This is a genomic window from Thalassospira sp. MCCC 1A02491, assembly GCF_001613785.1.
In the GTDB taxonomy this organism is placed as follows: Bacteria; Pseudomonadota; Alphaproteobacteria; order Rhodospirillales; family Thalassospiraceae; genus Thalassospira; species Thalassospira povalilytica.
The window spans coordinates 119,105-144,973 of record NZ_LPVX01000002.1; the positions used below are offsets into that span (position 1 = coordinate 119,105).

Annotated in this window: 24 protein-coding genes and 2 tRNA genes; 14 read left to right on the plus strand and 12 right to left on the minus strand. The window is 54.7% G+C overall.

Features of this window, described 5'->3' with window-relative positions; translation table 11 throughout:
• Positions 1-290 precede the first annotated feature (290 nt).
• A complete protein-coding gene (locus tag AUQ42_RS01135) occupies positions 291-914 on the plus strand; it encodes a LysE family translocator (RefSeq protein ID WP_068517108.1) in 624 nt (207 codons plus the stop codon).
• 131 nt (positions 915-1,045) lie between these two features.
• Positions 1,046-1,369, plus strand: coding sequence for a hypothetical protein (locus tag AUQ42_RS01140; RefSeq protein WP_068517175.1), 324 nt, complete (start codon positions 1,046-1,048; stop codon positions 1,367-1,369).
• 107 nt (positions 1,370-1,476) lie between these two features.
• On the opposite strand, the gene AUQ42_RS01145 is transcribed toward AUQ42_RS01140, so the two are convergent.
• Positions 1,477-2,511 (minus strand): hypothetical protein, encoded by a 1,035-nt coding sequence (locus tag AUQ42_RS01145; protein WP_068517109.1) that lies wholly within the window; start codon positions 2,509-2,511, stop codon positions 1,477-1,479.
• Between the two features lie 207 nt (positions 2,512-2,718).
• Entirely contained in the window at positions 2,719-3,744 is a 1,026-nt protein-coding gene (locus AUQ42_RS01150) for a GGDEF domain-containing protein (RefSeq protein WP_068517110.1), read from the minus strand.
• Positions 3,745-4,502: 758 nt separating this feature from the next.
• Here AUQ42_RS01150 and AUQ42_RS01155 point away from each other — a divergent pair.
• A complete protein-coding gene (locus AUQ42_RS01155) occupies positions 4,503-4,709 on the plus strand; it encodes a cold-shock protein (protein ID WP_008892097.1) in 207 nt (68 codons plus the stop codon).
• A gap of 152 nt (positions 4,710-4,861) precedes the next feature.
• On the plus strand, positions 4,862-5,533 hold the full coding sequence (locus AUQ42_RS01160; RefSeq protein ID WP_068517111.1) for a 5-formyltetrahydrofolate cyclo-ligase: 672 nt from the start codon (positions 4,862-4,864) through the stop codon (positions 5,531-5,533).
• Positions 5,534-5,577: 44 nt separating this feature from the next.
• Here AUQ42_RS01160 and AUQ42_RS01165 read toward each other — a convergent pair whose 3' ends face one another.
• The 3 genes from AUQ42_RS01165 to AUQ42_RS01175 form a co-directional block, all read right to left on the minus strand.
• Positions 5,578-5,970 (minus strand): GFA family protein, encoded by a 393-nt coding sequence (locus tag AUQ42_RS01165; protein WP_068517112.1) that lies wholly within the window; start codon positions 5,968-5,970, stop codon positions 5,578-5,580.
• Positions 5,971-6,118: 148 nt separating this feature from the next.
• Positions 6,119-6,192 (minus strand) — tRNA-Gln (locus AUQ42_RS01170).
• 80 nt (positions 6,193-6,272) lie between these two features.
• Positions 6,273-6,346: transfer RNA gene (locus AUQ42_RS01175), tRNA-Gln, on the minus strand.
• Positions 6,347-6,590: 244 nt separating this feature from the next.
• On the opposite strand from AUQ42_RS01175, the gene AUQ42_RS01180 reads away from it, so the two are divergent.
• From AUQ42_RS01180 to AUQ42_RS01205, 6 genes are all read left to right on the plus strand, one after another.
• Positions 6,591-7,781, plus strand: coding sequence for a Ppx/GppA phosphatase family protein (locus AUQ42_RS01180; RefSeq protein ID WP_228195768.1), 1,191 nt, complete (start codon positions 6,591-6,593; stop codon positions 7,779-7,781).
• Between the two features lie 61 nt (positions 7,782-7,842).
• Complete coding sequence (locus AUQ42_RS01185) at positions 7,843-8,649, plus strand: RlmE family RNA methyltransferase (RefSeq protein WP_068517114.1); 807 nt, start codon at positions 7,843-7,845, stop codon at positions 8,647-8,649.
• A 179-nt stretch (positions 8,650-8,828) separates the two neighbouring features.
• A complete protein-coding gene (locus AUQ42_RS01190) occupies positions 8,829-9,353 on the plus strand; it encodes a PAS domain-containing protein (protein WP_068517115.1) in 525 nt (174 codons plus the stop codon).
• Positions 9,328-10,656 (plus strand): methyl-accepting chemotaxis protein, encoded by a 1,329-nt coding sequence (locus tag AUQ42_RS01195; protein ID WP_068517116.1) that lies wholly within the window; start codon positions 9,328-9,330, stop codon positions 10,654-10,656. The genes AUQ42_RS01190 and AUQ42_RS01195 overlap by 26 nt, the downstream gene beginning before the upstream one ends.
• Before the next feature lie 260 nt (positions 10,657-10,916).
• Positions 10,917-12,383, plus strand: coding sequence for an IMP dehydrogenase (gene guaB, locus AUQ42_RS01200; protein WP_068517117.1), 1,467 nt, complete (start codon positions 10,917-10,919; stop codon positions 12,381-12,383).
• A gap of 222 nt (positions 12,384-12,605) precedes the next feature.
• Positions 12,606-13,943: an RsmB/NOP family class I SAM-dependent RNA methyltransferase gene (locus AUQ42_RS01205; RefSeq protein ID WP_068517176.1), complete on the plus strand. Its 1,338-nt coding sequence runs from the start codon at positions 12,606-12,608 to the stop codon at positions 13,941-13,943.
• Between the two features lie 197 nt (positions 13,944-14,140).
• Here the strand turns inward: AUQ42_RS01205 and AUQ42_RS01210 are convergent, their stop codons facing one another.
• Positions 14,141-14,458, minus strand: a complete 318-nt coding sequence (locus AUQ42_RS01210; protein ID WP_068517118.1) for a hypothetical protein — start codon at positions 14,456-14,458, stop codon at positions 14,141-14,143.
• A gap of 290 nt (positions 14,459-14,748) precedes the next feature.
• On the opposite strand from AUQ42_RS01210, the gene guaA reads away from it, so the two are divergent.
• Together guaA and AUQ42_RS01220 are read left to right on the plus strand one after the other, a co-directional pair.
• A complete protein-coding gene (guaA, locus tag AUQ42_RS01215) occupies positions 14,749-16,302 on the plus strand; it encodes a glutamine-hydrolyzing GMP synthase (RefSeq protein ID WP_068517119.1) in 1,554 nt (517 codons plus the stop codon).
• A 201-nt stretch (positions 16,303-16,503) separates the two neighbouring features.
• Positions 16,504-17,454: a GSCFA domain-containing protein gene (locus AUQ42_RS01220; protein WP_068517120.1), complete on the plus strand. Its 951-nt coding sequence runs from the start codon at positions 16,504-16,506 to the stop codon at positions 17,452-17,454.
• A gap of 170 nt (positions 17,455-17,624) precedes the next feature.
• Here the strand turns inward: AUQ42_RS01220 and AUQ42_RS01225 are convergent, their stop codons facing one another.
• The 4 genes from AUQ42_RS01225 to AUQ42_RS01240 form a co-directional block, all read right to left on the minus strand.
• Positions 17,625-18,380 (minus strand): SDR family NAD(P)-dependent oxidoreductase, encoded by a 756-nt coding sequence (locus tag AUQ42_RS01225; protein WP_068517121.1) that lies wholly within the window; start codon positions 18,378-18,380, stop codon positions 17,625-17,627.
• A gap of 127 nt (positions 18,381-18,507) precedes the next feature.
• Positions 18,508-18,927, minus strand: coding sequence for an MAPEG family protein (locus tag AUQ42_RS01230; RefSeq protein ID WP_068517122.1), 420 nt, complete (start codon positions 18,925-18,927; stop codon positions 18,508-18,510).
• Between the two features lie 79 nt (positions 18,928-19,006).
• Positions 19,007-19,216 carry a helix-turn-helix transcriptional regulator gene (locus AUQ42_RS01235; RefSeq protein ID WP_068517123.1) on the minus strand — a complete coding sequence of 70 codons (210 nt, stop codon included), beginning with the start codon at positions 19,214-19,216 and terminating at the stop codon, positions 19,007-19,009.
• A complete protein-coding gene (locus AUQ42_RS01240; protein WP_231856643.1) occupies positions 19,216-19,785 on the minus strand; it encodes a DUF2975 domain-containing protein in 570 nt (189 codons plus the stop codon). The genes AUQ42_RS01235 and AUQ42_RS01240 overlap by 1 nt, the downstream gene beginning before the upstream one ends.
• A 277-nt stretch (positions 19,786-20,062) precedes the next feature.
• Between AUQ42_RS01240 and AUQ42_RS01245 the strand changes: the two genes are divergently transcribed.
• Complete coding sequence (locus AUQ42_RS01245; RefSeq protein ID WP_068517124.1) at positions 20,063-20,533, plus strand: helix-turn-helix transcriptional regulator; 471 nt, start codon at positions 20,063-20,065, stop codon at positions 20,531-20,533.
• A 176-nt stretch (positions 20,534-20,709) separates the two neighbouring features.
• Positions 20,710-23,160 carry a heavy metal translocating P-type ATPase gene (locus tag AUQ42_RS01250; RefSeq protein ID WP_068517125.1) on the plus strand — a complete coding sequence of 817 codons (2,451 nt, stop codon included), beginning with the start codon at positions 20,710-20,712 and terminating at the stop codon, positions 23,158-23,160.
• A 363-nt stretch (positions 23,161-23,523) separates the two neighbouring features.
• Here AUQ42_RS01250 and AUQ42_RS01255 read toward each other — a convergent pair whose 3' ends face one another.
• Both AUQ42_RS01255 and AUQ42_RS01260 read right to left on the minus strand, forming a co-directional pair.
• A complete protein-coding gene (locus AUQ42_RS01255; protein ID WP_068517126.1) occupies positions 23,524-24,663 on the minus strand; it encodes a DUF1513 domain-containing protein in 1,140 nt (379 codons plus the stop codon).
• Positions 24,664-24,697: 34 nt separating this feature from the next.
• Positions 24,698-25,825, minus strand: a complete 1,128-nt coding sequence (locus tag AUQ42_RS01260; RefSeq protein WP_068517127.1) for an imelysin family protein — start codon at positions 25,823-25,825, stop codon at positions 24,698-24,700.
• Positions 25,826-25,869 lie beyond the last annotated feature (44 nt).

The window sequence follows — 25,869 nt, forward strand, 5'->3', positions numbered from 1 at the left end:
GGACGACCCGCCGGGGTCAAGTAATTTTTGTACCTTTTGGCTTCTTTTTGGGGTGGAATTTAGCGGGGCGGCAAAAGCCAGGGGGCCAAAGCAGGCTGTATTTTCCCGGTTCCAAAGGCTTTCCGGCACAGATTTCAGGGAACCTGATTGCGCTTTGTGACGGGAATGAAGCCATGCCAAAAAGACGCTGGTCGGAAATCGCCTTATCGGGTAGTGGTTTTGTCTGATCCTGCCATGCCCCAAAAATGGCGATCAGAAATGCGCACCACACCAAGCCACAGGAACCTTTGATGGTCAGTCTATCCTTGATCGGGGCCTTTATCCCGACGGCCTTTTTTGTGTCGATTACGCCTGGCATGTGCATGACCCTTGCCCTGACGCTTGGCATGACCATCGGTCTGCGCCGTACTCTTTGGATGATGGCGGGCGAACTTGTTGGCGTCGGGATTGTGGTGGTGGCATCCGCGCTTGGTGTTGCGACCGTGATGTTGCAGTACCCGGCCGTCTTTGCGGTTTTCAAATATGTCGGCGGTGCGTATCTGGCCTGGCTGGGCATTCAGATGTGGCGTTCACGCGGGCGCATGGCACTATCGGCCGAGGTCGACGGGGTCAAGACAGCAAAGGCAACCGCCCTTATGGCGCAGGGCTTTGTGACCGCCATTGCCAATCCCAAAGGCTGGGCTTTCATGATTTCATTGCTGCCGCCATTTATCAGTCTTGAACATGCCATCGCGCCGCAACTTTCGGTTCTGGTGGCGATCATTCTGGTGACCGAACTGATTTGCATGACGCTGTATGCCACCGGTGGCCGGTCGCTGCGCCGGTTCCTTGAAAAAAGCGGCAATGTACGGGTACTGAACCGGGTGGCCGGAACCCTGATGATCGGTGTCGGCATCTGGCTTGCCAGCAGCTAAGCCGGATTTCGATCACGGGCGGGCCAAATGCGCTTGCCCCTGTGCGTGGCGCAGCATCGTATCTGTTAATGTTTGTTTTGTGGTTCTGCAGTAACCATATGTAATCAAACAACTGTTACAGGATGTGCGGCATGCGCGAGATACGCTGTATCGTTTTTGAAGATGGCGAACTGATCAAGGCGCTGGTGGCGCATGGTCGGCGCACGGGAAAGTCGCTGCCGCCGGGCCAGATCAGCAGTTTTGAAATCGAACGATCAAAAGAAGTCGTCGCCCGCATGACCATCACCTCGGACGAGGGGCAGAAAACCGTCATCCCGACATCCGGTGCCCAGCTTGCCGCGGCGATGATCGCCTATTGCATTGATCGCAAGGTGCCGGTACCCGCACATGCGGCCAAATCGATTACCGTGATTGATGATCACGTTGCCCTGAAAATCACCATGGCAGGGGACTGACCGTTTCGCCAAAGGTCGGTCTTCATCTGGCCGCATCGGGCAGCAGTCAGGAAAAAAGGCGCGAATTTGATTTCGCGCCTTTTGTGTATCCGAACCGATGGGGTGGGTTACCACTGCATCATCTTGCCCTTGAGCGCACCCATGCGTTCATCTTCGTTCTTGAAGCTGTGCTGTTCGGCTACGCCATCCTGCACCTTGGTCATCAGAAGCCATTCCTTGACCTTCATGAAGCGCGGGGCAAGGAACTGATAGGTTTCCTTGACAAGCCTTACTGCCGCCGGACCACGTTCAAGCTGAAGGTCTTCCCACAGCTCGATCAGGGGTTGCCAGGCGCGCAGGCGTTTGTGCAGGTCATCACGTTTGCTGCGGATATATTGGCGCTGGGATGTGAAGTTGCGCAGCACCGACATGATTTCCCCGGTATTGGCATCAAGTTCGTCAAATGTCGTTTCGAACTTTTTCTTGGCATCATCAAGCAGGCGGATGGCCTGGGTGACGGTTTCAAGAACGCCTTTTTCATGGGCATAGATGCGGCGCAGTTCCTGCAACTTGCGATCAACCATCAGGATCTTGCGGTATTTCACGCGCAGCGTTTCGATATAGGACAGCTCGTCTGCGACCTGATGTACCAGATTGACGACTTCCTCGCGGTTGTTCTTGCCAAGGCCAAGCTTTTCGGCAACTTCGTCAAAGGCCTGGTTGATCTTTTTCTTGGTGTTGGGGTCCTCGGCGATCTGCATCAATTCGTCCGGATCGGTAATGAGTTCCTCACTGCCGGACATCCAGGTGACGAGCTGCATGGTAATACGGTTATAGGCAATCGCCTGATGTTCTTCGTCGACTTCCCAGGATGCTTCGCCGGTCAGAACCTCAAGCGGCAAATTGTCGCCGGGGCGCAGCACGTTGATAAAATTCAGGGCCTTGTCGATCAGGCTGATCAGATCGCCATCTTTGGATTCCGGATCGATATCGAATTCACGGCAAATGGCCTTAAGCGGCAATGACACAACAGATCCTTCTGCCATTTTAAGGACAAAAAGAGCTTCGTCTGAAATATCAGACTTCTGAAAGTGGCATTCTTCGAACGTTTTGAAAATCTTGTGTTCAAGTTCGATCTTACGTTCGGTCTTTGGTGTCTTCATATGGTTGCTCCGCCCCGCAAAGCCTTTGCACATGTATGTTGTGCATAACAGGGACGATTATAAGGGCTCGAACCTGCTGATTTTGGCCTGTCAGGACACGTGTGTTGGCTCGGTATCTTTACCTGTTGATTATGTGCCCCGGTTTTCTCTTGTGTCAGAGATTTAATGACCCGGAACGTTTGTTTAGTGCCTGTTTATGCGTATGACCTACTGCAGGACACAGGTGTTTCTACCATCCTGTTTTGCGAGATAAAGAGCCTTGTCCGCGCGATCAACAAACTCAAGTATATTCTCCCCTAGTTGGTAGGACGTCAAGCCAATAGAAACGGTTAACTTACCGAAATCTTTGCCTGTTTTTTTGTTTATAATCCGCTGGTTTGACACGTTTTCACGCAGCTTGTTTGCCAGTTTTTCAGCGTTTTCACGTGTTGTATCGGGCAAGATGACCGCGAATTCTTCGCCGCCATATCGCGCCACCGTATCTGCGCCTTTGGTCGAACGTACCAGTACCCGCGACACCGCCTTGAGAACCCCGTCACCGGCCCGGTGCCCGAAATTGTCGTTGAATTCCTTGAAATGGTCGATATCGATCATCAGCAAGGTCAATGGCGCACCGGTTTCCATGGTCGATGTCACGGCTTCGCGAAGCGAGCTGTCAAAATTCTTGCGGTTGGCAATGCCGGTCAGCGTATCGGTCAGGGCGTCACGGCGCACCAGTTCCAGTTCGGTTCTGACCCGGCGGACTTCCTTGTGATATTCTTCAAGGCTGCCATTGAAGGTGCCGTAACAGTCGCGGGCCTTGTTCGATGTGCCCGACAACTGGCGGCTGACCGAACGGGCATCTTCAAGGGTGATGTCATCGGCCAGAAGCCGTTGGGATGCGGTATCGAATTCGCCACAGAACTGTTCGGTGTCGCGCATGACCGAATGCACGGCTTCCTCGACGCGTTCGACCGCTGCCTGAAGGCCTTCGACCCCCTGGTTGATATGCTGTTCGACCGCGTGGGTGCCCAGATATTTGTGGTAAATCCGGTAAACGGTTTCTTCGTCCAGTTCCTGCGTGTTGCGGATCAGGACCTTTACCAACTGGCTGAGTTCGGGAATCTCGTCTGACAAATAGCTGTAAAAAACGTGATAAACCTGAGGTGTCGGCTGCAGGTTAAGCTCGTTTATCAGCGCCATGGCGTTTTGCGCAATGTCACGCGGGTTTGCGATCTTGGTTGTCGCTGTCACTTACTGTATTCCGATCCGAAAGTCGTTCCCATTCAAGTATTTTCGGTGTCCCGGTCGCGTTTGCTGCATCTTATGGTCTGATGCATTGATCTTGTGAATTCGCATCCATTTGATGCGTTTTGGATTCATTGTTCCATAATCAAACCAATTCAGGGGCAATGTCACGTGAAACCGTCCCCGAAAAAATGACAAAATCAGACATTTCTTTTCATCTGGTCCATAAGTTACTGCGACATAACAGCTTATTTCATTGCGTCCGGATAACCGCCATTTGGCGCAACAGGATGTGCCGATCTGAAATTTGAATTCATGCGGGTTCCAAGGCGGATCGGCATTCGGTACGCAGGGAAAAGTCACAAGGATCAGTCGCCTATCTGATTTGCCTGTATTGAATATGCGGTTCGATGAAAAAAAATATCCTCATGATATAATTGCATTCTTGCATCTGGAACCGTTGCGAGAATTCGCCGTGAAGATTGTTTTATCTAGGGGTGATGTGTCCTTGCGGGATTTTCAACCGCACGAAATCATGCATTTTACCGATGACATCAGACGGCGAAAAAAGAACTTCATACATGAATCCATTGCACTAAGCCCAAATTTCGCGTAATTGTTGAAACGATGCAGTGCATCTTTCATGCGCGTGGTTGCTTCCTGGTTGATGGTGATCATGCTCTTAATGGGTGTGTTGCAGGGACTGTTTTCTTGCATCTCCTTACTTCGGGGATGCGCCTACTAAACTAAGGACGACTACGGATATGGCTACCGGAACGGTTAAGTGGTTCAATGCGACCAAGGGTTATGGCTTCATCACCCCTGACGAAGGCGGAAAAGATGCATTCGTGCACATCACCGCAGTTCAGCGTGCTGGTCTGCAGGGACTTGATGAAGGGCAGAAAATTCAGTTTGAGCTGATTGAAGGTCGCAATGGCCGCATGTCGGCAGAAGAACTCGCCATTCTCTAAATTTCTATCTGGCTTGCAGCTTTTTTGCTGACAACCGTTAACGCGCCGGGTTCCCGGCGCGTTATGCGTTTATGGGGTTTTGCTGTAGGCTTGTGACTGCTGTCCTCTGCACATCCTATCTGCTGTTCCATTCGCAAACTGTGATCGCGCCCATGAGCCTGAATTTGCCAACCCCGCCACGATCGGACGATGAACAAAGCCAGTCTGAATGGCGGCAAACCGTCCGGCGTATCCTGTTGGGCTGGCGATCAGAACTCGACAGCGTAACCCATCAAAATCTGTCCGATCAGATCCGCGCACATTTTGACAGTTTCCTGTCGGCGCGGCGTGGTGCCACGGTGGGATTTTACTGGCCGATCCAGAATGAAGTTGATCTGCGCGCGGTGATAACTGACCATATTTCCGAAGGCGGTCGCGCCGCCCTTCCTGTTGTTCCGGGCCGGGATATGCCGATGGTTTTTCATGACTGGACGCCTGATACCGTAATGACCCCGGGCTTTGCCCGCATACCCGAACCGCAAGATACCCCCGAAATTCCGGTGCATGTGTTGCTTGCCCCGCTGGTCGGCTTTGATCGGGCAGGGTACAGGCTGGGCTATGGGGGCGGTTTTTTTGACCGCACACTGGCCGCAATGACGCGCAAGCCACTGGTGGTCGGGATCGGGTTTGAGGCAACCCGACTTGATGACATCAAACCCCACCAATATGACGTGCCCGTCGATGTTTTGATTACCGATGCCGGGACAAGTGTTTTGTCCGATGCGGGCGAGGTGGCCGAAAATAAACCCGATCAGTCATCGCCCCCCTGTCATTTGTGTTCATGACGATCTGCATGATGATCCGTTTGGTGCCAGTCGGGCAGGCAGGATCAATCTTCGTTGCGATCGGTTTCCGGGCGATCTTTTTCATAAGAATGACGAAGCGCAAAATCCGGTAGCCAGCTTTCGCGCCGGATCGTCCAGAGCTCGTAACTCGGGGTGAATTGATCCGGGGCATCGAGAATGCCGAGATTGACTTCGATCTCGTCATCCGTGCGGCCATAAACCGATGATCCGCAGGTCGGGCAAAAATGCCGTCCATTGAATGATGTGGTTTCACCGGTAATGGTCACGGCCTTTTCGGGAAAGATCGCGGATGCATGAAACAGTGCGCCATGATGTTTCCGGCAATCAAGGCAATGGCACAAACCGACCCGGTACGGCGCACCGGTTGCCGTGATCGTGACCTTGCCGCAAAGGCAGCCGCCCGTGACCTGATCCATCGCCTGTCTCCTGAAAACGTGATCGAGATTACAGATGTATATCAAAGCTGCCATCACGCGCAATTTGCGTGCGCGCAGGATTGATGATTGATCGACGCCGATCAGAACAGCAAAGAACAAAGGTCGAAATCGGGAAGGTCGGGCAAAGTGGCTGGGGAACCTGGATTCGAACCAGGACTGACGGAGTCAGAGTCCGTAGGTCTACCGTTAACCTATTCCCCAGCAGTACTTTGGTGTGCGTTATTTATACCCCGGACCGCATGTTTTGCGCAATGTTGGGCCATTGCAACGTCCGGCAAAGTTGGCTGGGGAACCTGGATTCGAACCAGGACTGACGGAGTCAGAGTCCGTAGGTCTACCGTTAACCTATTCCCCAACAAAACTTGGTCCGCCGCGACACGCGATGCATCGTGGCGTGGGGCGCTATGTATAAAACCCGCCCGGGTTTGGCAACCCCTTTTTTGTTTCGATTTATTCAACCATGCGATTACTGCATACGGGATTTGCCTTGTCGGGGATTGTCGTTACACTCATATAGCTGATTCGCGGGATCGTCATATAAATGTCTTGATGATCCGCGATACAGACAGTGCGATTAACAGAAAGCAGGTTTTCGAAAGGTGAAGCAGGTCAATCCCCATAGCAACTCGCACCGGGCAGAAAGCCCCGCAGGCGGCGCTGCAATGGGCGACCATGCGGTGCTTGAGGTGCCTGACAAACCGGCAATGCCGCAGCCGGGGCAGGCTGTGCATGTGCCCGGTGACCGTGAAAAACCTGCGCGCATGGTCGATTGCATCACCGTGCCGCTTTATGCCGCAATTGACCTTGGCAGTTCGAACTGCCGGCTTCTGGTGGCGCGTCCATGTAATGACGGGTTCAAGGTTATTGATGCCTTTTCGCGCGTCGTGCGCTTGGGCGAAGGTGTCCGCGAAAAGGGATATCTTTGCGAAGCGGCAATGGAACGCGCGATTGATGCCCTTCGTGTCTGTGCCAAAAAATTGCGCCGCCATCCCGGTGCACGTTTGCGCGCAGTTGCGACCGAAGCCTGCCGGACGGCCAATAACCGCGAAGAATTCGTGCGCCGTGTCTTTGATGAAACCGGCATCACCCTTGATATCATCAATCCAGACGAGGAAAGCCGCCTTGCGCTTCAGGCCTGCTCGGCGCTGCTGGATGAACGCCCCTATGCGGTGGTGTTTGATATTGGCGGTGGCAGCACGGAAATCTGCTGGATCAAGGTCGACAAAACCGGCAAAACCCAGTGCATTGAAACACTTTCGATGCCATGCGGGGTTTTGTGCCTGACCGAACGCTATGCCTCGGTCGAGGAACGGCGCGAACGGTTCGAAGCAATGCGGACCGAAATCCGTGAACGTCTTGAAGAATTCGCCAAACGCAATTGCTGTACCGATATGCTGGATGATGACAAGGTCCAGATGGTCGGCACATCCGGTACGGTGACGACTTTCTGTGGCATCGCGCTTGGTCTTGAACGCTATGAACGTCACAAGGTTGACGGATCGGATCTGCGTTTTGACGATGCCGAACGGGTGACCGAATTGCTGTTGCGCATGGAATCAGACAAGCGCAAGGGGCATCCCTGTATCGGGAATCAGCGGGCCGAACTGATGGATGCGGGGGCGGCGATTTTCGCAGCGATTCGTGATATCTGGCCTTTGGCGACGCTCAAGGTCGCGGATCGGGGCCTGCGCGAAGGTATTTTGGTCGATTTGATGCGTGCGGACGGTCATGCTATTGACCCGTGCGACGCGCGCCGTCATACAGTGTCGCATATTCCGGCTTCATCCTGATCGGTAGACGCATCGTCCCGACGGGCCATTGGCCAAAACAGAATTCAGTTCAGGAAAGATCATGAGCGAAAATCGCAGCGGAAAAGGCGGGCAGCGCCGCCGCAAGGGTTCAGCCATTGCAGCCATTGATACCGGCGCACGCCGTGGCCTGCGCACGCGTGTCAAAAGTGCAAAGGGGCGCAAACTGTCTTCGACGCGTTGGCTCGATCGTCAGCTCAATGATCCCTATGTGCAGGAAGCAAAGCGTCTGGGCTACCGGTCGCGTGCGGCCTTCAAGCTGATTGAAATCAACAACCAGTTCGATCTGCTGCGCCCGGGTATGCGCATTGTTGACCTTGGTGCTGCACCGGGGGGCTGGACGCAGGTCGCGATTGACATGGTCGGCTCCAAACATGGCAAGGGCCAGGTCGTCGGTCTGGATATTCTGGAATGGGAAGGTCTGTCTGGCGCAACCTGTTTGCAGGCCGACTTCCTTGATCCCAAGGCACCCGACATGATCAAGCAGGCCCTTGATGGCCCGGTTGATGCGGTAATTTCCGACATGTCGCCGGAAACCACCGGGCATCGTCAAACCGACCATATCCGCATTATTGACCTGGTCGAACATGCCTTGCTGTTCGCCGAGGAGGTCCTGGCGCCGGGTGGTATTTTCATTGCCAAGGTGTTCAAGGGCGGTACCGAAAACGATTTGCTTGACCGGGTTAAGAAGAATTTCCGCGTGACCAAACACGCCAAGCCGCCGGCATCGCGCCCCGAAAGCCCGGAAGCCTATCTGATTGCCACCGGGTTCCGTGGCCAGAATAATGCCGAAGACGACATCAAAAACGCCGAAATGCGTGAAGATGACGGCTGGTCGCCGGTTGAATAATGATCGGGCCGGTCGTGGCAAAGGTTACGGCCGGCACTGCCAAATAATCGTCTTTTCCCTTGCGCTACATCAAACCCCGTAATTGGCATTGCGGGATATAGTTACCCTTCAATCTGCGACGAAATGTGTGTGCGCAGATGGACCGATTGGGGTGGGTCCTTTGTTGTGGGGTGTAACTGATGAAGCAGGACAATCTGTTCTTGACCGGCGTCGAACGCTATTTCGACGAACACGAAATTATCGTTTCAAAGACCGATCTTAAAGGTCGGATCACATATGCAAATGATGTGTTCCTTCGGGTGGCCGGATACCGTGAACGCGACATCCTTGGCCAACCCCACAGCATCATTCGTCATCCCGGCATGCCAAGATGTGTGTTTTCCCTGTTATGGCAAACCATCGAAGCCGGTCGCGAAATTTTTGCCTATGTCATCAATCGCTGCTCGAACGGTGACCATTACTGGGTTCTGGCCAATGTAACGCCGACTTTCGGCCCGGATGGCAAGATCATCGGATATCATTCAAATCGTCGCGTACCGCGTCGTGATGCCATTGAAAAAGTCATTCCGCTTTATGCCGCCCTTTGCGAAGAAGAAGCCAAAGAACGCAATCGCAAAGAAGGCATGGCACGCGGAACGGCAATGGTCACGAAGCTTCTGGGGGATGCGGGCGTCGATTATGATCAATTTGTTTTCACTCTCTAACCTGCGTCTGGTACTGGCCGGGGGCTGGTGTCTGGGCCTGTTGGCTGTTGTTGCAGGATTTGTCTGGTCATCGCATATCGGCCTTGTTGTGGCAGGCCTTGTCGGGGTGCTCAGCGTTTGTTGTGCTGCCGGGCTTCTGACCATCTACCGGCAGCAGCGATATCTTGATGAGCTGTGCGACATTGTTCGTGCGGCGGCCAATGGCAATATGGATGCGCGCGTGTCCAACCGGTTGCACCGGGGCAAGCTTGCCAATATGCAAAATGCCGTCAATCAGTTGCTTGACCTGACAGAAGCCTTCACCAAAGAAGCCGCTGCTGCGATGAATTGCGCATCGCGCGGGGATTATTTCCGCAAGATCATCCCACGCGGGCTGCGCGGTGATCTGGTCGGATATGCCCAGAAGGTCAATCAGGCACTTGATGTCATGGATGCGCAGACCAGAACATTTCGCAACAGTGCCGGGCAGATTGGTGATGATCTCAAGCTTGTTGTCGGCGATTTGTCTGATAGTGCGCGCAAGCTGACCACCAATTCCGACTTCCTGTCGCAGAATGTCGGTAAAATTGCAATCCAGGCGGCGGAAATGCGCCGGGCCGCAGATGAAAGCAGTGCCGCACTTGACGGAATTGCGACCGCCACCGAACAATTCAGCGGATCCATCCAGCAGATCGGGTGCCAGATTGACGGATCAGCGTCGCTGTCAGAAACCGCTGTTGAACGTGCGCGGTCGGCTGGTGAACATATGGGGCGTCTTGATGCGCTGGCAGTAAGGGTCACCGGGGTGGTTGAACTGATCACGGATGTTGCGGATCAGACAAATCTTCTGGCCCTGAATGCATCGATCGAAGCCGCGCGGGCAGGCGATGCCGGCAAGGGATTTTCCGTTGTCGCATCCGAGGTCAAAAATCTTGCCAGCCAGACCGCCCATGCCGCCGAACAGGTCATTCGTGAAATCGGTCAGATGCAGGAAATGACCCGCGAAGCCGTGATTTCAGTGCGCGATATCAGTGAAACCATTGCCGAAATTGACAATGGTGCGCGTCTTGTGGCGGGGGCAACCCGCGAACAAACCGCCGCGGTGACAGAAATCGGCAACCGTATCGAACAGGCCGTCAAACTGATGCGCGACATTGTCGATAGCGTAACCGAAGTCGCATCGGGCACCCATGCGTCGCGCGATGTCCTGCTTGCCCTGCATGACGAGGCAACCAGTCTTTTGGGACGTGCGGAAACACTTGATGGTGATGTTCGCCATTTTGTCGGGACGGTTCTTGATACCCGTACCCAAGACGTTGCCTGATCGTAAAATCGCCATCTGGCGCACGGCATCGCACGCAGATCACATAACATTGATGTCAGGGATTTGGCGGCTTTGACGGTTGGCGGGATGACAACGTCTACGCGGCGTTGCCTGCCATAAGCCCCATCGACCAGTTTCTAACGGAATGCGCAAAATAAAGCATCAATAAAATCACAGGGCTGTTATGGGCGCAGAAAACTTGGCATTTGGGGCGTAACGTGTATAAATTCCGCGCCAACTCAGATTAACGAGGTGGCCAGATGACCCGCATTGTAGAAGCCCTGACGTTTGACGACGTATTGATCAAACCCGCAGCATCCGAAGTGCTGCCGGCTCAGGTGCAGACCAACACCCGCATTACCAAGAAAATTGACCTGAAAATCCCGCTGCTTTCCTCGGCTATGGATACGGTGACCGAAAGTGCAATGGCGATTGTCATGGCACAGCATGGCGGCATGGGGGTCATTCACAAGAACCTCGATATCGCACAGCAGGCCGAAGAAGTTCGCCGCGTGAAAAAGTTCGAATCGGGTATGGTTGTCAACCCGATCACCATTCATCCTGACCAGACGCTGGCCGATGCGCTTGATCTGATGGATGTAAACCACATTTCGGGTATTCCGGTTGTCGAACGCGGCTCGAACAAGCTGGTCGGTATTCTGACCAACCGCGATGTCCGCTTTGCATCCAACCGCGCACAGCCGGTTTCCGAACTGATGACCCACGAAGGTCTGGTTACGGTGACCGAAAATGTCGATACCACCGAAGCCAAAAAGCTTCTGCACCAGCACCGTATTGAAAAGCTTCTGGTTGTTGACGAAGCGTATCGTTGCACTGGCCTGATCACGGTCAAGGACATCGAAAAAGCCAAGTTGCACCCGAATGCCTGTAAGGATGAAAGCGGTCGTCTGCGTGTTGCTGCGGCAACCGGTGTCGGCGAGGCGGGCTTTGAACGTGCTGCTGCACTGATCGAAGCCGGTGTTGACGTTCTGGTCATTGATACCGCGCATGGCCATTCGGCTGGCGTGATCAAGGCGGTCGAACAGATCAAGGCAAAAGTCGGCGATACCCAGATCATTGCCGGTAACGTCGCAACTGCAGCCGCCGTCAAGGCCTTGGCAGAAGCCGGTGCCGATGCGGTCAAGGTCGGTATCGGACCGGGGTCGATCTGTACGACCCGTATTGTTGCCGGTGTCGGTGTGCCGCAGTTGACCGCGGTTCTTGATTGTGCCGAAATGGCGCACAAGCTTGATATGCCGATCATTGCCGATGGTGGTATCAAATTCTCGGGCGACATTGCCAAGGCAATGGCCGCGGGCGCCAGCACCTGCATGGTTGGTTCCCTGCTTGCCGGTACGGACGAAGCACCGGGCGAAGTCATCCTTTATCAGGGCCGTTCCTATAAATCCTATCGCGGGATGGGCTCGGTCGGTGCCATGGCACGCGGTTCGGCTGACCGTTATTTCCAGCAGGACGTCCAGGACAACCTGAAACTGGTTCCCGAAGGCATCGAAGGCCGCGTTCCTTACAAAGGTCCGGCAGGCCAGATCATCCATCAGCTGGTTGGCGGTCTTAAGGCATCGATGGGCTATACCGGTTCGGCGACCCTTGCCGATTTCCGTGAACGTGCCGAGTTCGTTCGCATCACCAATGCGGGCCTGCGCGAAAGCCACGCCCATGACGTGACCATCACCCGCGAAGCTCCGAACTATCGTCCGGGCGGCTAAGCAATCAGGTTGCTGATCTGGCTGTCGCGATTTCGCTGAGCAGCCCTGCATTCGAAGCGGTTGGCGAACCGCGCACGACATGCTATCAGCAGCCCCGTATTTCAGATGACGGCAGGTCTTCCTGCCGTCATCGTCTTTTTTATCGTATTTATCGCAAGCGGTGTTTGCGCTTCCCATATCCGAAGCAGCAGTAACACCCGCAAAACAGGTTGGAAATTCGCTTTGAAACCCGGTGCACGTATCGCAGCCGTCATTGAACTTTATGATGGCTGGACCCATACCCGAGACGACGCGGACCGCGTTGTATCTGGCTATTTCGGATCACGCCGTTACATCGGCGGTGGCGATCGCCGTGAAATCAGCGAACGTTTCTATAACCTGATCCGTCATCAGGCCCGTCTGGGCTGGTGGCTGGCGGAAATGGGCTATGAGTTTCAGGACGGTCGTGCACGCATGATCGCCGAACTGGTTCTGCATGATGGTCTGTCAAAGGCCGATATCGAAGACCGTTTCAGCGGCGAACAATTCTGCCCGGAAACGCTTCATCCCAATGAAAAGCACCTGATCAACAAGCTGGCCGACAAGACCCTTGATCATGATGCCCAGCCCGGCGCGGTCAAAACCGAGTTGCCGAAATGGCTGTATGCGGAGCTGATGAAGCTTCACCATGAAAACCTGTCTGCCGAAATGGCGGCCTATAATCAGCCGGCCAAGCTTGATCTGCGTGTCAACCGCCTGCGCGGAACTGTCGAAGACGCGATCAAGTCGCTGAAAGCCGATGGCATCAAGGATATTGAACGCACCCCGTTTGCACCCAACGGCCTGCGTTTGCCGCTGGGTCTCAATATGCTAGTTACTGCGGCCTATAAGGATGGCCTGATCGAAATCCAGGACGAAGCATCGCAGATTTGCGTCAAGCTGGTCGATGCCAAGCCGGGCATGACCATCCTTGATATGTGTGCTGGCGGTGGCGGCAAGACCCTTGGTATTGCGGCTGACATGCGCGGCAAGGGACGTATCCTTGCCTGTGATACCCATGGTGGTCGTCTGGACAATTCGCGCAAACGTGCACGTCGCGCCGGTGCAGGTGATTGCATCCAGCAGCGCATCATTGCCGATGAACGCGACAGCTGGCTGCGCAACAAATCGGGCTTCTTTGACCGTGTGTTGCTTGATGTGCCCTGTTCGGGGCTTGGGACCTTGCGCCGCAATCCGGCTTTGCGCTGGCGTATTGGTCAGCGTGACCTACGTACCCTGATGGCGCAGCAAAGCAAGATCCTTAAAGCTGGTGCGGCAAAGGTCACCAAGGGCGGGCGCCTGATTTATGCGACCTGTTCGATCATGCCCGAAGAAAACGAACGCCTGATTGAAACCTTCATGCGCGATCGCAAGGATTTCAAACCGGTGCCGATCAATGAAATCTGGCCCGATGCGCCGAAATCCGTTCCGGTTCCGGGCGGCAAGGATAAGCCCTGGTTGCGTCTGTCGCCGAATGTCCATGGCACCGACGGGTTCTTTGTTGCGGTGTTCGAACGGACCGCCAAAGGCAAGGTAAAATAATGGACCGACCGGTGATGACATATGGCACCCGGCCCGTCATCAGCCTTAGTCCGTCTGCACAAAAAAAGGCCCTGCGAGGAATACTCGCAGGGCCAGTTTTGTTTTACCGTGAACGCAATATTGCGTTAAGTGGCTCTTCTGCAGATTGCCGGTCCCACGGTGTCGCGGGCGTCAGCCCGTTTGTTGCTCAGAGCAGGTTATTCGGTTTTCTCGGCCGGAATGTCATAGACCGGACCATTGCTGTCCGAACCTTCCGAATTTTCGAGATTGTTCATACCGGGAATAACATCATCCTCTGCATCCGGGCCGGTCTTCAGGCTTTCGCCGATTTCGGCACTCGGCGCAGCCGGTGCAATGGTTTCGGATTTTTCAGCCGGGGCGGTTTCTTCCGTACCGAAGATCGGCAGGGCGGAACCGCCATCTTTCTGGGTCATCGCGATTGCGGTTGCAGTACCGGCAACCAGAATAAGACCAGCGACGGCGAGTGCGATTTTGCTACCTTTGGAAGTGCTCATGATTACGTGTCCCTTGCTTCGATCAAAAATGCGTTGCTCATGCTCGGACGCGTTGTTTCCCGCGTTCCGTTGATTGGAATACTGCGCGACCATTGCGAAGGAAAAAGGGACCAATTGTGTAATTTTCGGGGGATGATGTGCGCAAAAACGCCGCAATTCTCCGTGCCGGCCCGGCAACAGGGCACAAGTTTTTTGAATGCATCGTTGGGGGACCGCCTGCGCCGGGTTGCCCATCACGATGGTTTGGCGTATGTACGGCGCAACCCCATCTTCGACGGAGATACGGCCCGATGACTGATCGCGTGCTGATTATTGATTTCGGATCCCAGGTTACCCAGCTGATTGCACGTCGCGTGCGTGAAAGCGGTGTCTATAGCGAGATCCACCCTTTTAATAACATCTCGGATGCGTTCCTTGATGAATATGCCCCGAAGGCCGTGATCCTTTCGGGTGGCCCGGCGTCTGTCCATTGGGACAAGGCCCCGTCGGCACCGGCAAAGGTGTTTGAACTCGGCGTTCCGGTTCTGGGCATCTGCTATGGTCAGCAGACCATGGTCAACCAGCTTGGCGGCAAGGTCGCGACATCCGATCATCGTGAATTCGGTCGCGCCTTTGTTGACGTGATCGAAGATTGCGCGCTGTTTACCGGCGTTTGGGCCGCAGGGGCACGCGAACAGGTCTGGATGAGCCACGGCGACCGCGTTGATGCACTTCCCGACGGTTTCCGCGTTGTTGGCAAATCCGAAGGCGCACCGTTCGCCGCCATCGCCAATGACGAAAAGAAATTCTATGCGGTTCAGTTCCACCCGGAAGTGGTCCATACCCCGCATGGCGCACAGCTCCTTAAGAACTTTACGCATGGTGTTGCCGGTTGCTCTGGCGACTGGACGATGAATGCCTATAAGGACGATGCGATCGACAAGATCCGCAAACAGGTCGGCGATGGCAAGGTTATCTGTGGTCTGTCGGGCGGTGTTGACAGCTCGGTCACTGCGGTTCTGATCCACGAAGCGATCGGCGATCAGCTGACCTGCGTGTTTGTCGATCACGGTTTCATGCGCGCGGGCGAGGCCGATCAGGTCGTTTCCCTGTTCCGTGACCATTACAACATCCCGCTGGTCCATGTTGATGCGTCCGAAACCTTTATCGGTGCGATCGAAGGCGAAACCGATCCGGAAGTAAAACGCAAAACCATCGGTCGTCTCTTCATCGAAACCTTCGAAGAAGAAGCCAAGAAAATCGGCGGTGCGGATTTCCTCGCACAGGGGACGCTGTATCCGGACGTGATCGAAAGCGTGTCCTTCACCGGCGGCCCGTCCGTCACCATCAAGTCGCACCATAACGTTGGCGGTCTTCCTGAACGCATGAACATGAAGCTGGTTGAGCCGCTTCGTGAACTGTTCAAGGACGAAGTTCGTGACCTTGGGCGTGAATTGGGCCTGCCGGACAGCTTTGTCGGGCGTCATCCGTTCCCTGGACCGGGTCTTGCGATCCGTATTCCGGGCCAGCCGATCACGCGCGAAAAGCTTGATATCCTGCGCAAGGCCGATGCGATCTATCTCGAAGAAATCCGCAATGCCGGCCTTTATGACGCGATCTGGCAGGCATTCGCCGTTCTGCTGCCGGTCCGTACCGTTGGCGTGATGGGCGATGGTCGTACTTATGACTATGCCTGTGCCCTTCGTGCTGTTACCTCGACCGATGGCATGACCGCGGACTTCTATGCGTTCCCGCCTGAACTGCTTGGCCGCATCGCCAACCGCATCATCAATGAAGTCAACGGCATCAACCGTGTCACCTATGACTTCACATCCAAACCACCGGGAACCATCGAGTGGGAATAAGTTTTCCGAGATCGGAAACAACAAACGGCGCGTCCATTGGGCGCGCCGTTTTGTTTTTGAATGTCGTTCCACTCACCAGGACGTGTGGGAGAAAAATATACTGTACCTTGTTGTTAAAAACTTGCACCCTGACCTCAGGCCCTGCGCCGATCCTTGCAAGGACTGGTTGCTTTCAAGTTATGTCAGAATGCGAGACGACATATGACGGATGACGATTTCTCATTTCATGCGACGCGTGAAAAGCCTGTCAGAATCAAGTCTGATGAAGATATCCAGACATTCAATGGGAGCTGGTATCGGGGGGAGTCGACCAATTTCATTCCGTCCAAAAAGATGTTGCAGTCAAGTAGCGCGTTCAGAAGATTCATCATCAAGGGGTATGAGCCACCGGCCCCGTTCATTGATAAATCGACTGTTGTGACAGCCTTTGGCAGTTGCTTTGCACAAAACATTTCAAAGTGGCTGCTTGATAATGGCTACAATGTCCTTGGAAAAAAGCTCAATCTCAACTCGCATATCATCCGTTTCGGAGAAGGGCTGGTAAATACCTTTGCCATTCGCGAACAGCTTGAATGGGCGTTTGAAAATCGAAGCCTGGAAGAAGGGTTATGGTTTGGCGAGAACAAGGAAATTGTTCTGCCTGATGATGATGTCCGGGACGCGACAAAAACGCTTCTGATGAAAACGGAAACATTGATCATTACAGTTGGCCTTTCCGAAGTCTGGTTTGACAAGGTTTCCGGACGGGCATTCTGGCGCACAGTGCCCGCAGAAAACTTCGACAATGAAAGACACGGATTCAGATTAACAACGGTCGAGGAAAACCGCGAAAATCTGGAAAAGATTGTCGAATTGCGAGATCGCTATATTCCGGATTGCAACATCATCTTCACGCTTTCGCCCATTCCACTGATGGCGACGTTTCGAGATATAAACTGCATTTCGGCAAACACGGTATCAAAGTCGATTTTGCGCATCGCGCTTGACGACCTGATGGGGGAAAAACACGACCGGGTTTATTATTTTCCGTCATATGAACTGGTCAAGGAAGTATATCCGGACCCGTTTGACGACGATAACCGGCACCCCAAGAAACCCTATATCCAGGAAATCATGCAGCTATTTGCCCGTGCTTATTGCGCGGATACGTAACCGGCTATTGATTTTCTGGCCCATCCGATCCGCAATCGCCTGTGGAATTGCACGCATTTGACAAGACCTGCTGGACGCTGCGTTGCCAGTTGAAGGTTAGGCAAGACGACAGGGCCAATGTGGCGGTCAATGCGATGATCAGGCGAAGCGGGCGCATGGGGTCATTGCCTTTACTTTCGGCGCAGCGCTGGCAGGCCAACGCCGGTTGTTTCAAACCCGCCGTCTGCGGCGACGATTTGACCGGTGACGAAACTTGCCTTGTCCGAGCACAGGAAATGGATGACTTCGGCGATTTCATTTTCCGTGCCATATCGGCCAAGCGGCATCGCATCAAGGTAGGCTGATATGATGTCGGTTGAATGGACTGCCATTGCAAGTTTGGTTTTTACCGGGCCGGGGCAGACGCAATTGGCGCGAATGCCGTATTCGCCAAGTTCGGCGGCCTGTTGTTTGGTCATGTGAATGACGGCGGCCTTTGACGTGCCATAGGCCACCCTAAGGGTCGATGCGCGCAGGCCCGAGATCGAGCCGATATTGACAATAGCACCCTTGGTTTCCTTTAGCGCCGGAATGGCCGCCTGCGACACCAGGAATACACCATCAAGGTTGGTTTCCATGATCCGGCGCCAGGCGGCAAAGCTGGTTTCTTCGACCGGAAGGAAATCGGCGACCCCGGCATTGTTGACCACTGCATCGATCCGGCCGAATTCCGAAAGAACACCGTCAATCATCTGATCGACCTGTTGGGGGACGGAAACATCAAAGATGAATGCCTTGCCATCCGTCATCGCGCTTGCAGCTCGCGTCAGTTCATCCCCGTCACGATCAATCATTGCCACTTTCCAGCCCTGTTCGATGAACAGTTTGCTGGTGGCAAGTCCGATCCCGCGCGCAGCCCCTGTGACCAAGGCGATCTTTTGTGTCATCTGTTCCGTCCTCTCCTGAAGCATTTGTGTTTTTTACGATGGTGTCATCGCTTTATTGGCTTCATTTAGGCAAAACAATCACGTTGCGGCAAGTGCCGCATCGTTTCGGGTGGAACCCGGTATTGTGTCAGGCATGGAGAAATAGCTGTGCGGCATAGACCAGCATGGCAAACAGGCTGACGAAATAGGCAATGGACCGCACACCTTTTACCGGGCCGATATGTTCGATCCCGGAAAGATACAACCCGCCATGCGCAAGGCGGGCAAGAAGAAATACAGTCGCACAGGCGATGGTGATCGTATTCGAAACGCCGGTTGCCTGTGCGACAAGGGTGATGATTGCAAACGGTACGAGGTTTTCCAGATGGTTCTGATGTGCGCGCAATCCGCGTGCGGCCATGCCCACACGTTCCGGAAGGCCGTCACGATTGCCCATCAGCCGTTTGCCGCCAACACCGGGTTGTTTGGCATAGGCGTAATTGTAGGCCCACGGAAAGGCCAGGCACAGCAGGGCATTTAACAGCAGAATGAAAAGCTCGTATGTCACAGGGCACCCGTAAAGTTATGAGAATGTTGGCTTTACGTTGATTGCATGCATTCCGGATCAAATGGTCTGGCGCCGGAAGTCAGTCATCTGCAACAAATTCCAGCAGATCACCGGGCTGGCAGTCTAGTTCCTTGCAGATCGCAGCCAGGGTTTCAAAGCGTACGCCGCGCACCTTGCCCGATTTCAAAAGCGACAGGTTCTGTTCGCTGATTCCGATCCGGGCGGCGAGATCCTTGGATTTCATTTTGCGGGTGGCGAGCATCACGTCAAGTCGGACAACAATCCCCATCAGACGAAGCTCCGGTTTTCATCATCAATCCGGGCCGCTTCGCCAAGCACCCAGGCAATCACGATAATCAGCGCACCAAGGAAAAGCGTGCTGGCTTCGGCATTGCCAAGACCAATGGACAGCATCCGTTCACCGGCCGGGCGGTGGAAGGTCGCCAATACTGATGTCACAGCCCCGGCCAGCGGCTTGGCCAGTGTTTGCACCAGAAGCGCGACGCCAAACAGTTTAAGATGACGGATCGTTTCAGGCTGAAAAATCGCGTTATGGGCAAAGGCCCCGAACATCTTGCGCAGGTGAAGCAGCCCATAGGCCATGATCAATGACGGGATCATCATCACCAGCATGGTGGCATATTTCTGCCACCCCGAAAGCGCGTGCAATTCTGCAAGGCTGACCGTCATCTGGCTGGTGCTGGCTTCGACCCATCCCGGCAGATACCAGACCATTGGAATGGCAAGAAACTGAAGAACGATCGCAACCGCACATCCCCAATAAAGCAGGGTGCTGAGCCTGCGAACATTTTTAAGGGTATCGGGCTTCATGGCATGTGACGTGGATGGGGTGGCCATGGTGGGGCTCCTGTCAGAGGATGTTCACGAATCGATTTATATAATTAATGTAAAACATGAATAAATTATCGAAAAGAGTCAATGCGAAATTGACCGATCGCGGTGCGGTATCGGCGGAGGTCGCGGGTATCGGACTTGCGGTGTCGAGCGTTCCCTTGTGATTTTTTCAATCGGGCAGGGGCCGGGACAATTGGAAATCGGCAGTGTCGTGGATCGTATCACGGTGTTTGGATTCAGTTCCCCTTGCCTTGGATCGGCTGTCATGGAAAATAGGGGCATGTCAGAAAGCAAAACCAAATCCCCGATCGCCAAATCCCCAGTTGGCAAAGCCCCGGTCAGTAAGGTCATGACGTCGCCAACCGAAACAGATTGCCAGGAATGCGATACGGCAGCCCGTCTTGGTCTGAGCACCGAACAGGGTGAAGCCGTCACGCGCGATGCGTCACGTGCTGTGGGTGCGAACCTGTCACTGCCCCATATCGAGGCCGCGGCAAAGATCTTTTCGCTTTTGGGGGATGCCGGGCGGTTGCAGCTGGTTTTGCGGTGTATGGAGCGCCCGCAGACCGTCAGTGAGCTGGCCAATGCAACCAACATGTCGCAATCGCTTTGCAGCCATCATTTGCGCCATTTGCGCGATCAGCGGATTCTGGCATCCGAGCGCCGCGGCCGGCATATTTTCTATCAGATCGATGACGAACATATTTCGCGCGTGGTGCGTGATGTCTTTGCACATGTGACGCACGACTGATCTGATTTTGTTTTGATTCAGCTGCTTGAGGGATGATTGCCGGGCAGGTGACTAGCCGGTCACGCATGGCATTTCCAAACATTCAAATCCGTATTTGAATGTTCTTGACAGATAAATATATGAAGCATAGTTTGAATATAATATATGAATGAAAATTTGATTTTATGAGGTGATGAATGTCCTTCGTCGCAAAATGGGAAGACCTTCCGGCAATTGGTGACTGTGCGCAGTGCCGCGCATCATTGATTGATGTTCTTTCGCGGGCCATTCCGGGGCGTGGTATTTCCGGGGACGGGCAGGGGATATCAACATCATCACCGATCAGTGCCGATGAAGACGCCACCTTGCGGGATATTCTTGCCCGTCAGGCCGATGCGAAACGCCATTACCATTGGCAGGTGTCGGGCATGGATTGCGGATCCTGTGTTGCCAAGATCGAAACCGCCCTTGGCAAAATGGATGGCGTGTCCTGTGTCGATGTCTCGATGATGCGCGAAACCGTTACTCTTGGCCTAGATGATGATCGCCAATCTGATCGCGCTGCGGTTACTTCGTTACTGAACAAGCTGGGCTATCCGGCCCGCGAGAAAACGGCACCCGGTATGGCGGGCGCCCCGCGCAATACATCCTGTTGCGCCGGCGATGCATGTGGCCAGGATGGCGCCCCCAATTCGGCCAGTCACAGTCACCACGCAACCGCAAAAGTTGCGGATGTTGATACTGATGCCGGTACCGGTACCGGTATCAAACGGCGGTTTGTACCCTGGTCGTCTGAAAATGATGAAATTGCCTTTGCGGCCATTTGTCTGGCACTGGGCGGTCTGCTGGGGGTGATGATCCCGTCATTCGGGGCTTATGCCATGTCGGTTGCATCGGTTCTGGCGGCCGTGCCGGTGATGAAAAAAGCGATGCGACTGGCGCAAAGCGGCGCGATTTTCTCGATCGAGCTTCTGATGTCGGTTGCCGTCATCGGGGCGGTGGCGATTGGCGAAAGTCTTGAGGCCGGTACGGTCGTTCTGCTGTTTGCGATTGGCGAACGGCTTGAAGGTGTTGCCGCCGGTCGCGCACGAAGCGGGGTCAAGGCCCTGATGAAGCTGGCCCCCGAACAGGCGCGGCGCATAGCCGGCGATGGCGTTCAGACCGTTTCACCGACGGAACTTGCATTGAATGATCTTGTTGAAGTCCGCCCCGGGGAACGGGTCCCGGCCGATGGTGTGGTTGAATCGGGGGCGGCTGATATTGATAACAGCCATCTGACAGGGGAATCTGTTCCGGTCTATTGCAAGACGGGCGATGACGTCTTTGCCGGTGCGATTGTAACGGACAGCCCGGTGCGGATCACGGTTACCCGTGCTGCCGGACAGACCATGCTTGATCGCGTGATCGAGCTGGTCGAACAAAGCGAAAAGCACAAGGCACCGGTCGAACGGTTTGTGGCAAAATTTGCCCGTATCTATACACCGATCATCATGGCGCTTGCCGCCGCGACCGTTATCATCCCGCCGGTTCTGTTCGGGCAGGGCTGGGAAGAATGGATCTATCGCGGCTTGGCATTGCTTCTGATCGGCTGCCCCTGTGCGCTGGTGATTTCAACACCGGCTGCTGTGACGTCGGCCTTGGCACGTGCCACCAGGATCGGCCTTCTGGTCAAGGGCGGTGCGGGATTGGAGCTGATCGGGGCGGTACGCACCATGGCGTTTGACAAGACCGGCACCCTGACCGAAGGAAGGCCGAAAGTTGCCGCGATCAAAACCACGGATGGCTATGGCGAAAACGGCCTTCTGACCATTGCCGCGGCGCTTGAAACCGTGACGTCCCATCCGTTGGCCCGTGCCGTTGTGGCGGCGGCGGAAAACCGGAACCTTGAATTGCCGGTGATCGAAGATGCCAAAACCATCGCCGGTGCCGGTGTCGAAGGCAAAATTGATGGTGCGACCTATCAGGTGGGTGCGGCCAACCGGCTTGGTATCACACCGAATGGCGATATGGCGGGCTGGCTGACCGCACAGGAAGAAGACGGCAGTACTGCGGTTGTTATCCTTAAAAACGACCAAATCATCGGTGCATTGGCGCTGCGTGATGTGGCGCGCGCCGATGCGAAGGCCGCCCTTGCTGAACTTAACAGGCTTAACATTACCCCGGTGATGCTGACAGGCGACGCCACCCGTGTGGCCAAACGCATGGCAGCCGATCTTGGCATGGATTATCGCGCCGAACTGATGCCCGAAGACAAGCTTGATGCCCTGACGGCCCTTCGGGATGATCCGAAACGTTCCGGCCCGGTCGCAATGGTTGGCGATGGCATTAATGACGCGCCCGCTCTTAAGGCCGCAGATGTCGGTATTGCCATTGGTGGCGGCACCGATATCGCGCTTGAGGCCGCCGATGCGGTCGCGGTCAAGGATCGCCTTGGGGATGTCGTCAATTTGGTCAAACTGTCGCGTGCGGCGCGTCGGGTGATCCGTGAAAACATCACGATTGCACTTGGCCTCAAGGCCGTCTTTCTGGTGACGTCGATCACCGGCTTGACCGGCTTGTGGCTGGCTGTTCTTGCCGATACAGGGGCGACTGTCCTTGTGACCATCAACAGCCTGCGTCTTCTGATCGCCCTGCGCACCGCGCGATAGGAAAAAGGTCCCGAAAAGAGAAAGCGGCGGTTATCGTTTCCCGCATCGATAACCACCGCTATTCCACCTTGAGAGGCCTACGGGGAGAGAGGACCCGTAGGTGAGAGACAAGCCGTTTTGGGGACAAATGCGAATGGGTTGCATTCGCGGGCTGTGTCGAGACCTGTTATAGGTGAGGGAAAAACATTGCGCAAGTGAAAATCGTTCTCATTTGCGTAAAATTTTTAGTTGATAATTGTCTTATTTAAATAGCCCGACCAAAACAGTCGGTTAATCTGCCGGTTTTCTGCGGTTTCTATGGGGCTAAAACGATAAAACCCGCAGCATTTGTGCGGGTTTTATCAACATTCATTCGGGATGCCTTTAGGCTGTAATACGCCGCAAATGGTTATCCCAATGCAGCGATTTATGAGAATCGTCGGGAAGTTCTACGCGTTTTCGGCGAATCGCATCAAGACGCCAACCATTGCCAAGGCCACTGGTGCCGACGAATTCACCCGGGCGATCGGTTGCGGCAAGTCCGCATCCGTCCGGGGCCGCGATATGGGTCAGGAATCCATTGGTCTTTGCATCCCAAAATGTCACAAGCCCGCCGCGCGGGCACGAAATGCCAAATACCTGGCCCGATGCGTCAAAGCGCACCGATCCGCAATATTGGCGCATGCGGTACTGGACATTGTCGGGGGCCTCGATCGGGCGGATTTTCTTGCCCGGTTGCCAGATGCCGACAAGCGGCACCTGATCATTGATCTCGCCCTGATACTGGAAACCGGCGGCAATGGTACCATTGGCTGCGACATCAAGATGACGGATGGAAAGCTGGTGCCAGTCATGTTTCAGCGACGCCTGATGGATCAGTTTACCGGTCCGTCGATCAATGATCGACAGATTGGGTTCCATCGAATCGATATTAAGGGCAGTGCGCCCGTCGAAATCCGGGTGGGTATGCAACCCGCCATTGGCAATCACCAGCTGTTCGCCGCCGGGCATCAGGTGCAATTCATGCGGCCCGGTGCCAAAGCTGTCAAATTCCGCGACCCGGCGATAACCATCCTCGGCATCCCAGACCGACACAACACCGCGCGCATGATCAAAGTCATTCTCGGTGATATAAAGGAACCGCCCGTCATTGGAATAAATGGCATGTCCATAAAACCGGCGGTCTTCCGGGCAATGCAGTTTGGCACGGACATCGCCGCTATGACGGTCAAGGATCAGTCCGTAAAGGCCGGGGCGGCGTTCAACGGCTGCGACATCAACATGATTGGGTCGGAGACCGATATCATGTCCGCGTCCCGGCAGGGCCTGTTCAAACAGGATCTTGCCCGATGCGTTGAACGCGCTGACATAATAATCATCGGCATCCCCGGCACTGGCCGAGATATAGACCGCGCGATCTTCGGGTGCCGGCGCGCCGGCCGCACGGGCGATATCAATCGGCAACAGGGTAATTGCCCCGCCAACCCCCATGAGTTTCAGAAACTCGCGACGTTGATGTCTCACTTTATCCTCCGTATTCAGGTCCGGTCAGGGGGGCTCAATCGCCGTCAAGCGCATTGAACCCGCCGCCAAGCTGGGTATTGCCACCAATATCGTTTTCAACAAGCGTGGTCAGAAAATCGATCTGGGATTTGAATTCCGCCAGCTTGTCATACCCGTCAGGCCGGGCCAGAAGTTCCTCGACCGAGGCAGGAAGACCATCAAGCGTGTCGACCACGGTTTGCCAGTTCAGTTGGAACGAACGATCCAGAAGGCTGCTGTCAATCAGGGCAGCCAGACCGGTTCCTTCGCTGCCGACATCGCCCCATTTGCCATCATAGATCGCAAACAGACCGGTCAGGTTATGGGCGATGTTGCGAAGTGACCGTTTTGATACTTCACTTTCTGCGCGGCTGGCCTTGGCGTCCTGCTTGTTATCGCCAAGCGGTTTGCCAAGTTTCTGGGCCGATATGATCAGGATACCTTCATGCAGGGCGCGATAAAGGTCGGTCGCGGCAAATTTGGCGGTGGGGTAATCCATGTTGTCGGGGCCGGCTGTCGCCATGGCATCGGCAAATTCCGGCCATTCGTCACGCAATTCCCCAGCAATCGTTTCAAGATTGGTGGCAATGGCAGCCCCGTACTGGCAAAGGTACACGCCGTCTTCGTCGCCGCTTGTCAGATGGGCGGTGTTTTTGGGATCAAACAGAACTTCTTCAAGTGCCGGGAACCCCTGAAGGGCGGCACTGGCTTCTGACAGCTGTTCGGGATCGGTATAGCCTGCTGGTTTGCTAAACAGCAATTTCCGGAACTGGCGGGCGGCGGTGCCGTGCTTGTCTGGCCAATATTCGATATGCTGATCGCGGCCATTGGCAACCATCGGTCCCATGCGCCATGGCTGGATTTCCTGCCAGATATCCATTGCCTGATGGAAATCTTCCTGAACATCTTTCAGGTCATCGGCATCCGGATCAGCGCAGAAATCCGTGATCGACGTGCTGAGTTGCGCATTGGCTTTGTGAAAGTCATCAAGTTTCGGCGGCATGACTTCATTAAGAAGATGGTTCAGAACCGGCCGGTAATTTTCATCCGGGATATCGGCATGTGCGTTCGGGGCTGCAAAACCAATCGCAATTGCGGCGGTGGTTGAAAGAAGCATAAGACGCGAACATGATTTCAGGAGCATATGTCTTTTCCGAATATTCACTTGATCTGAAGGGCTTGGCGCCG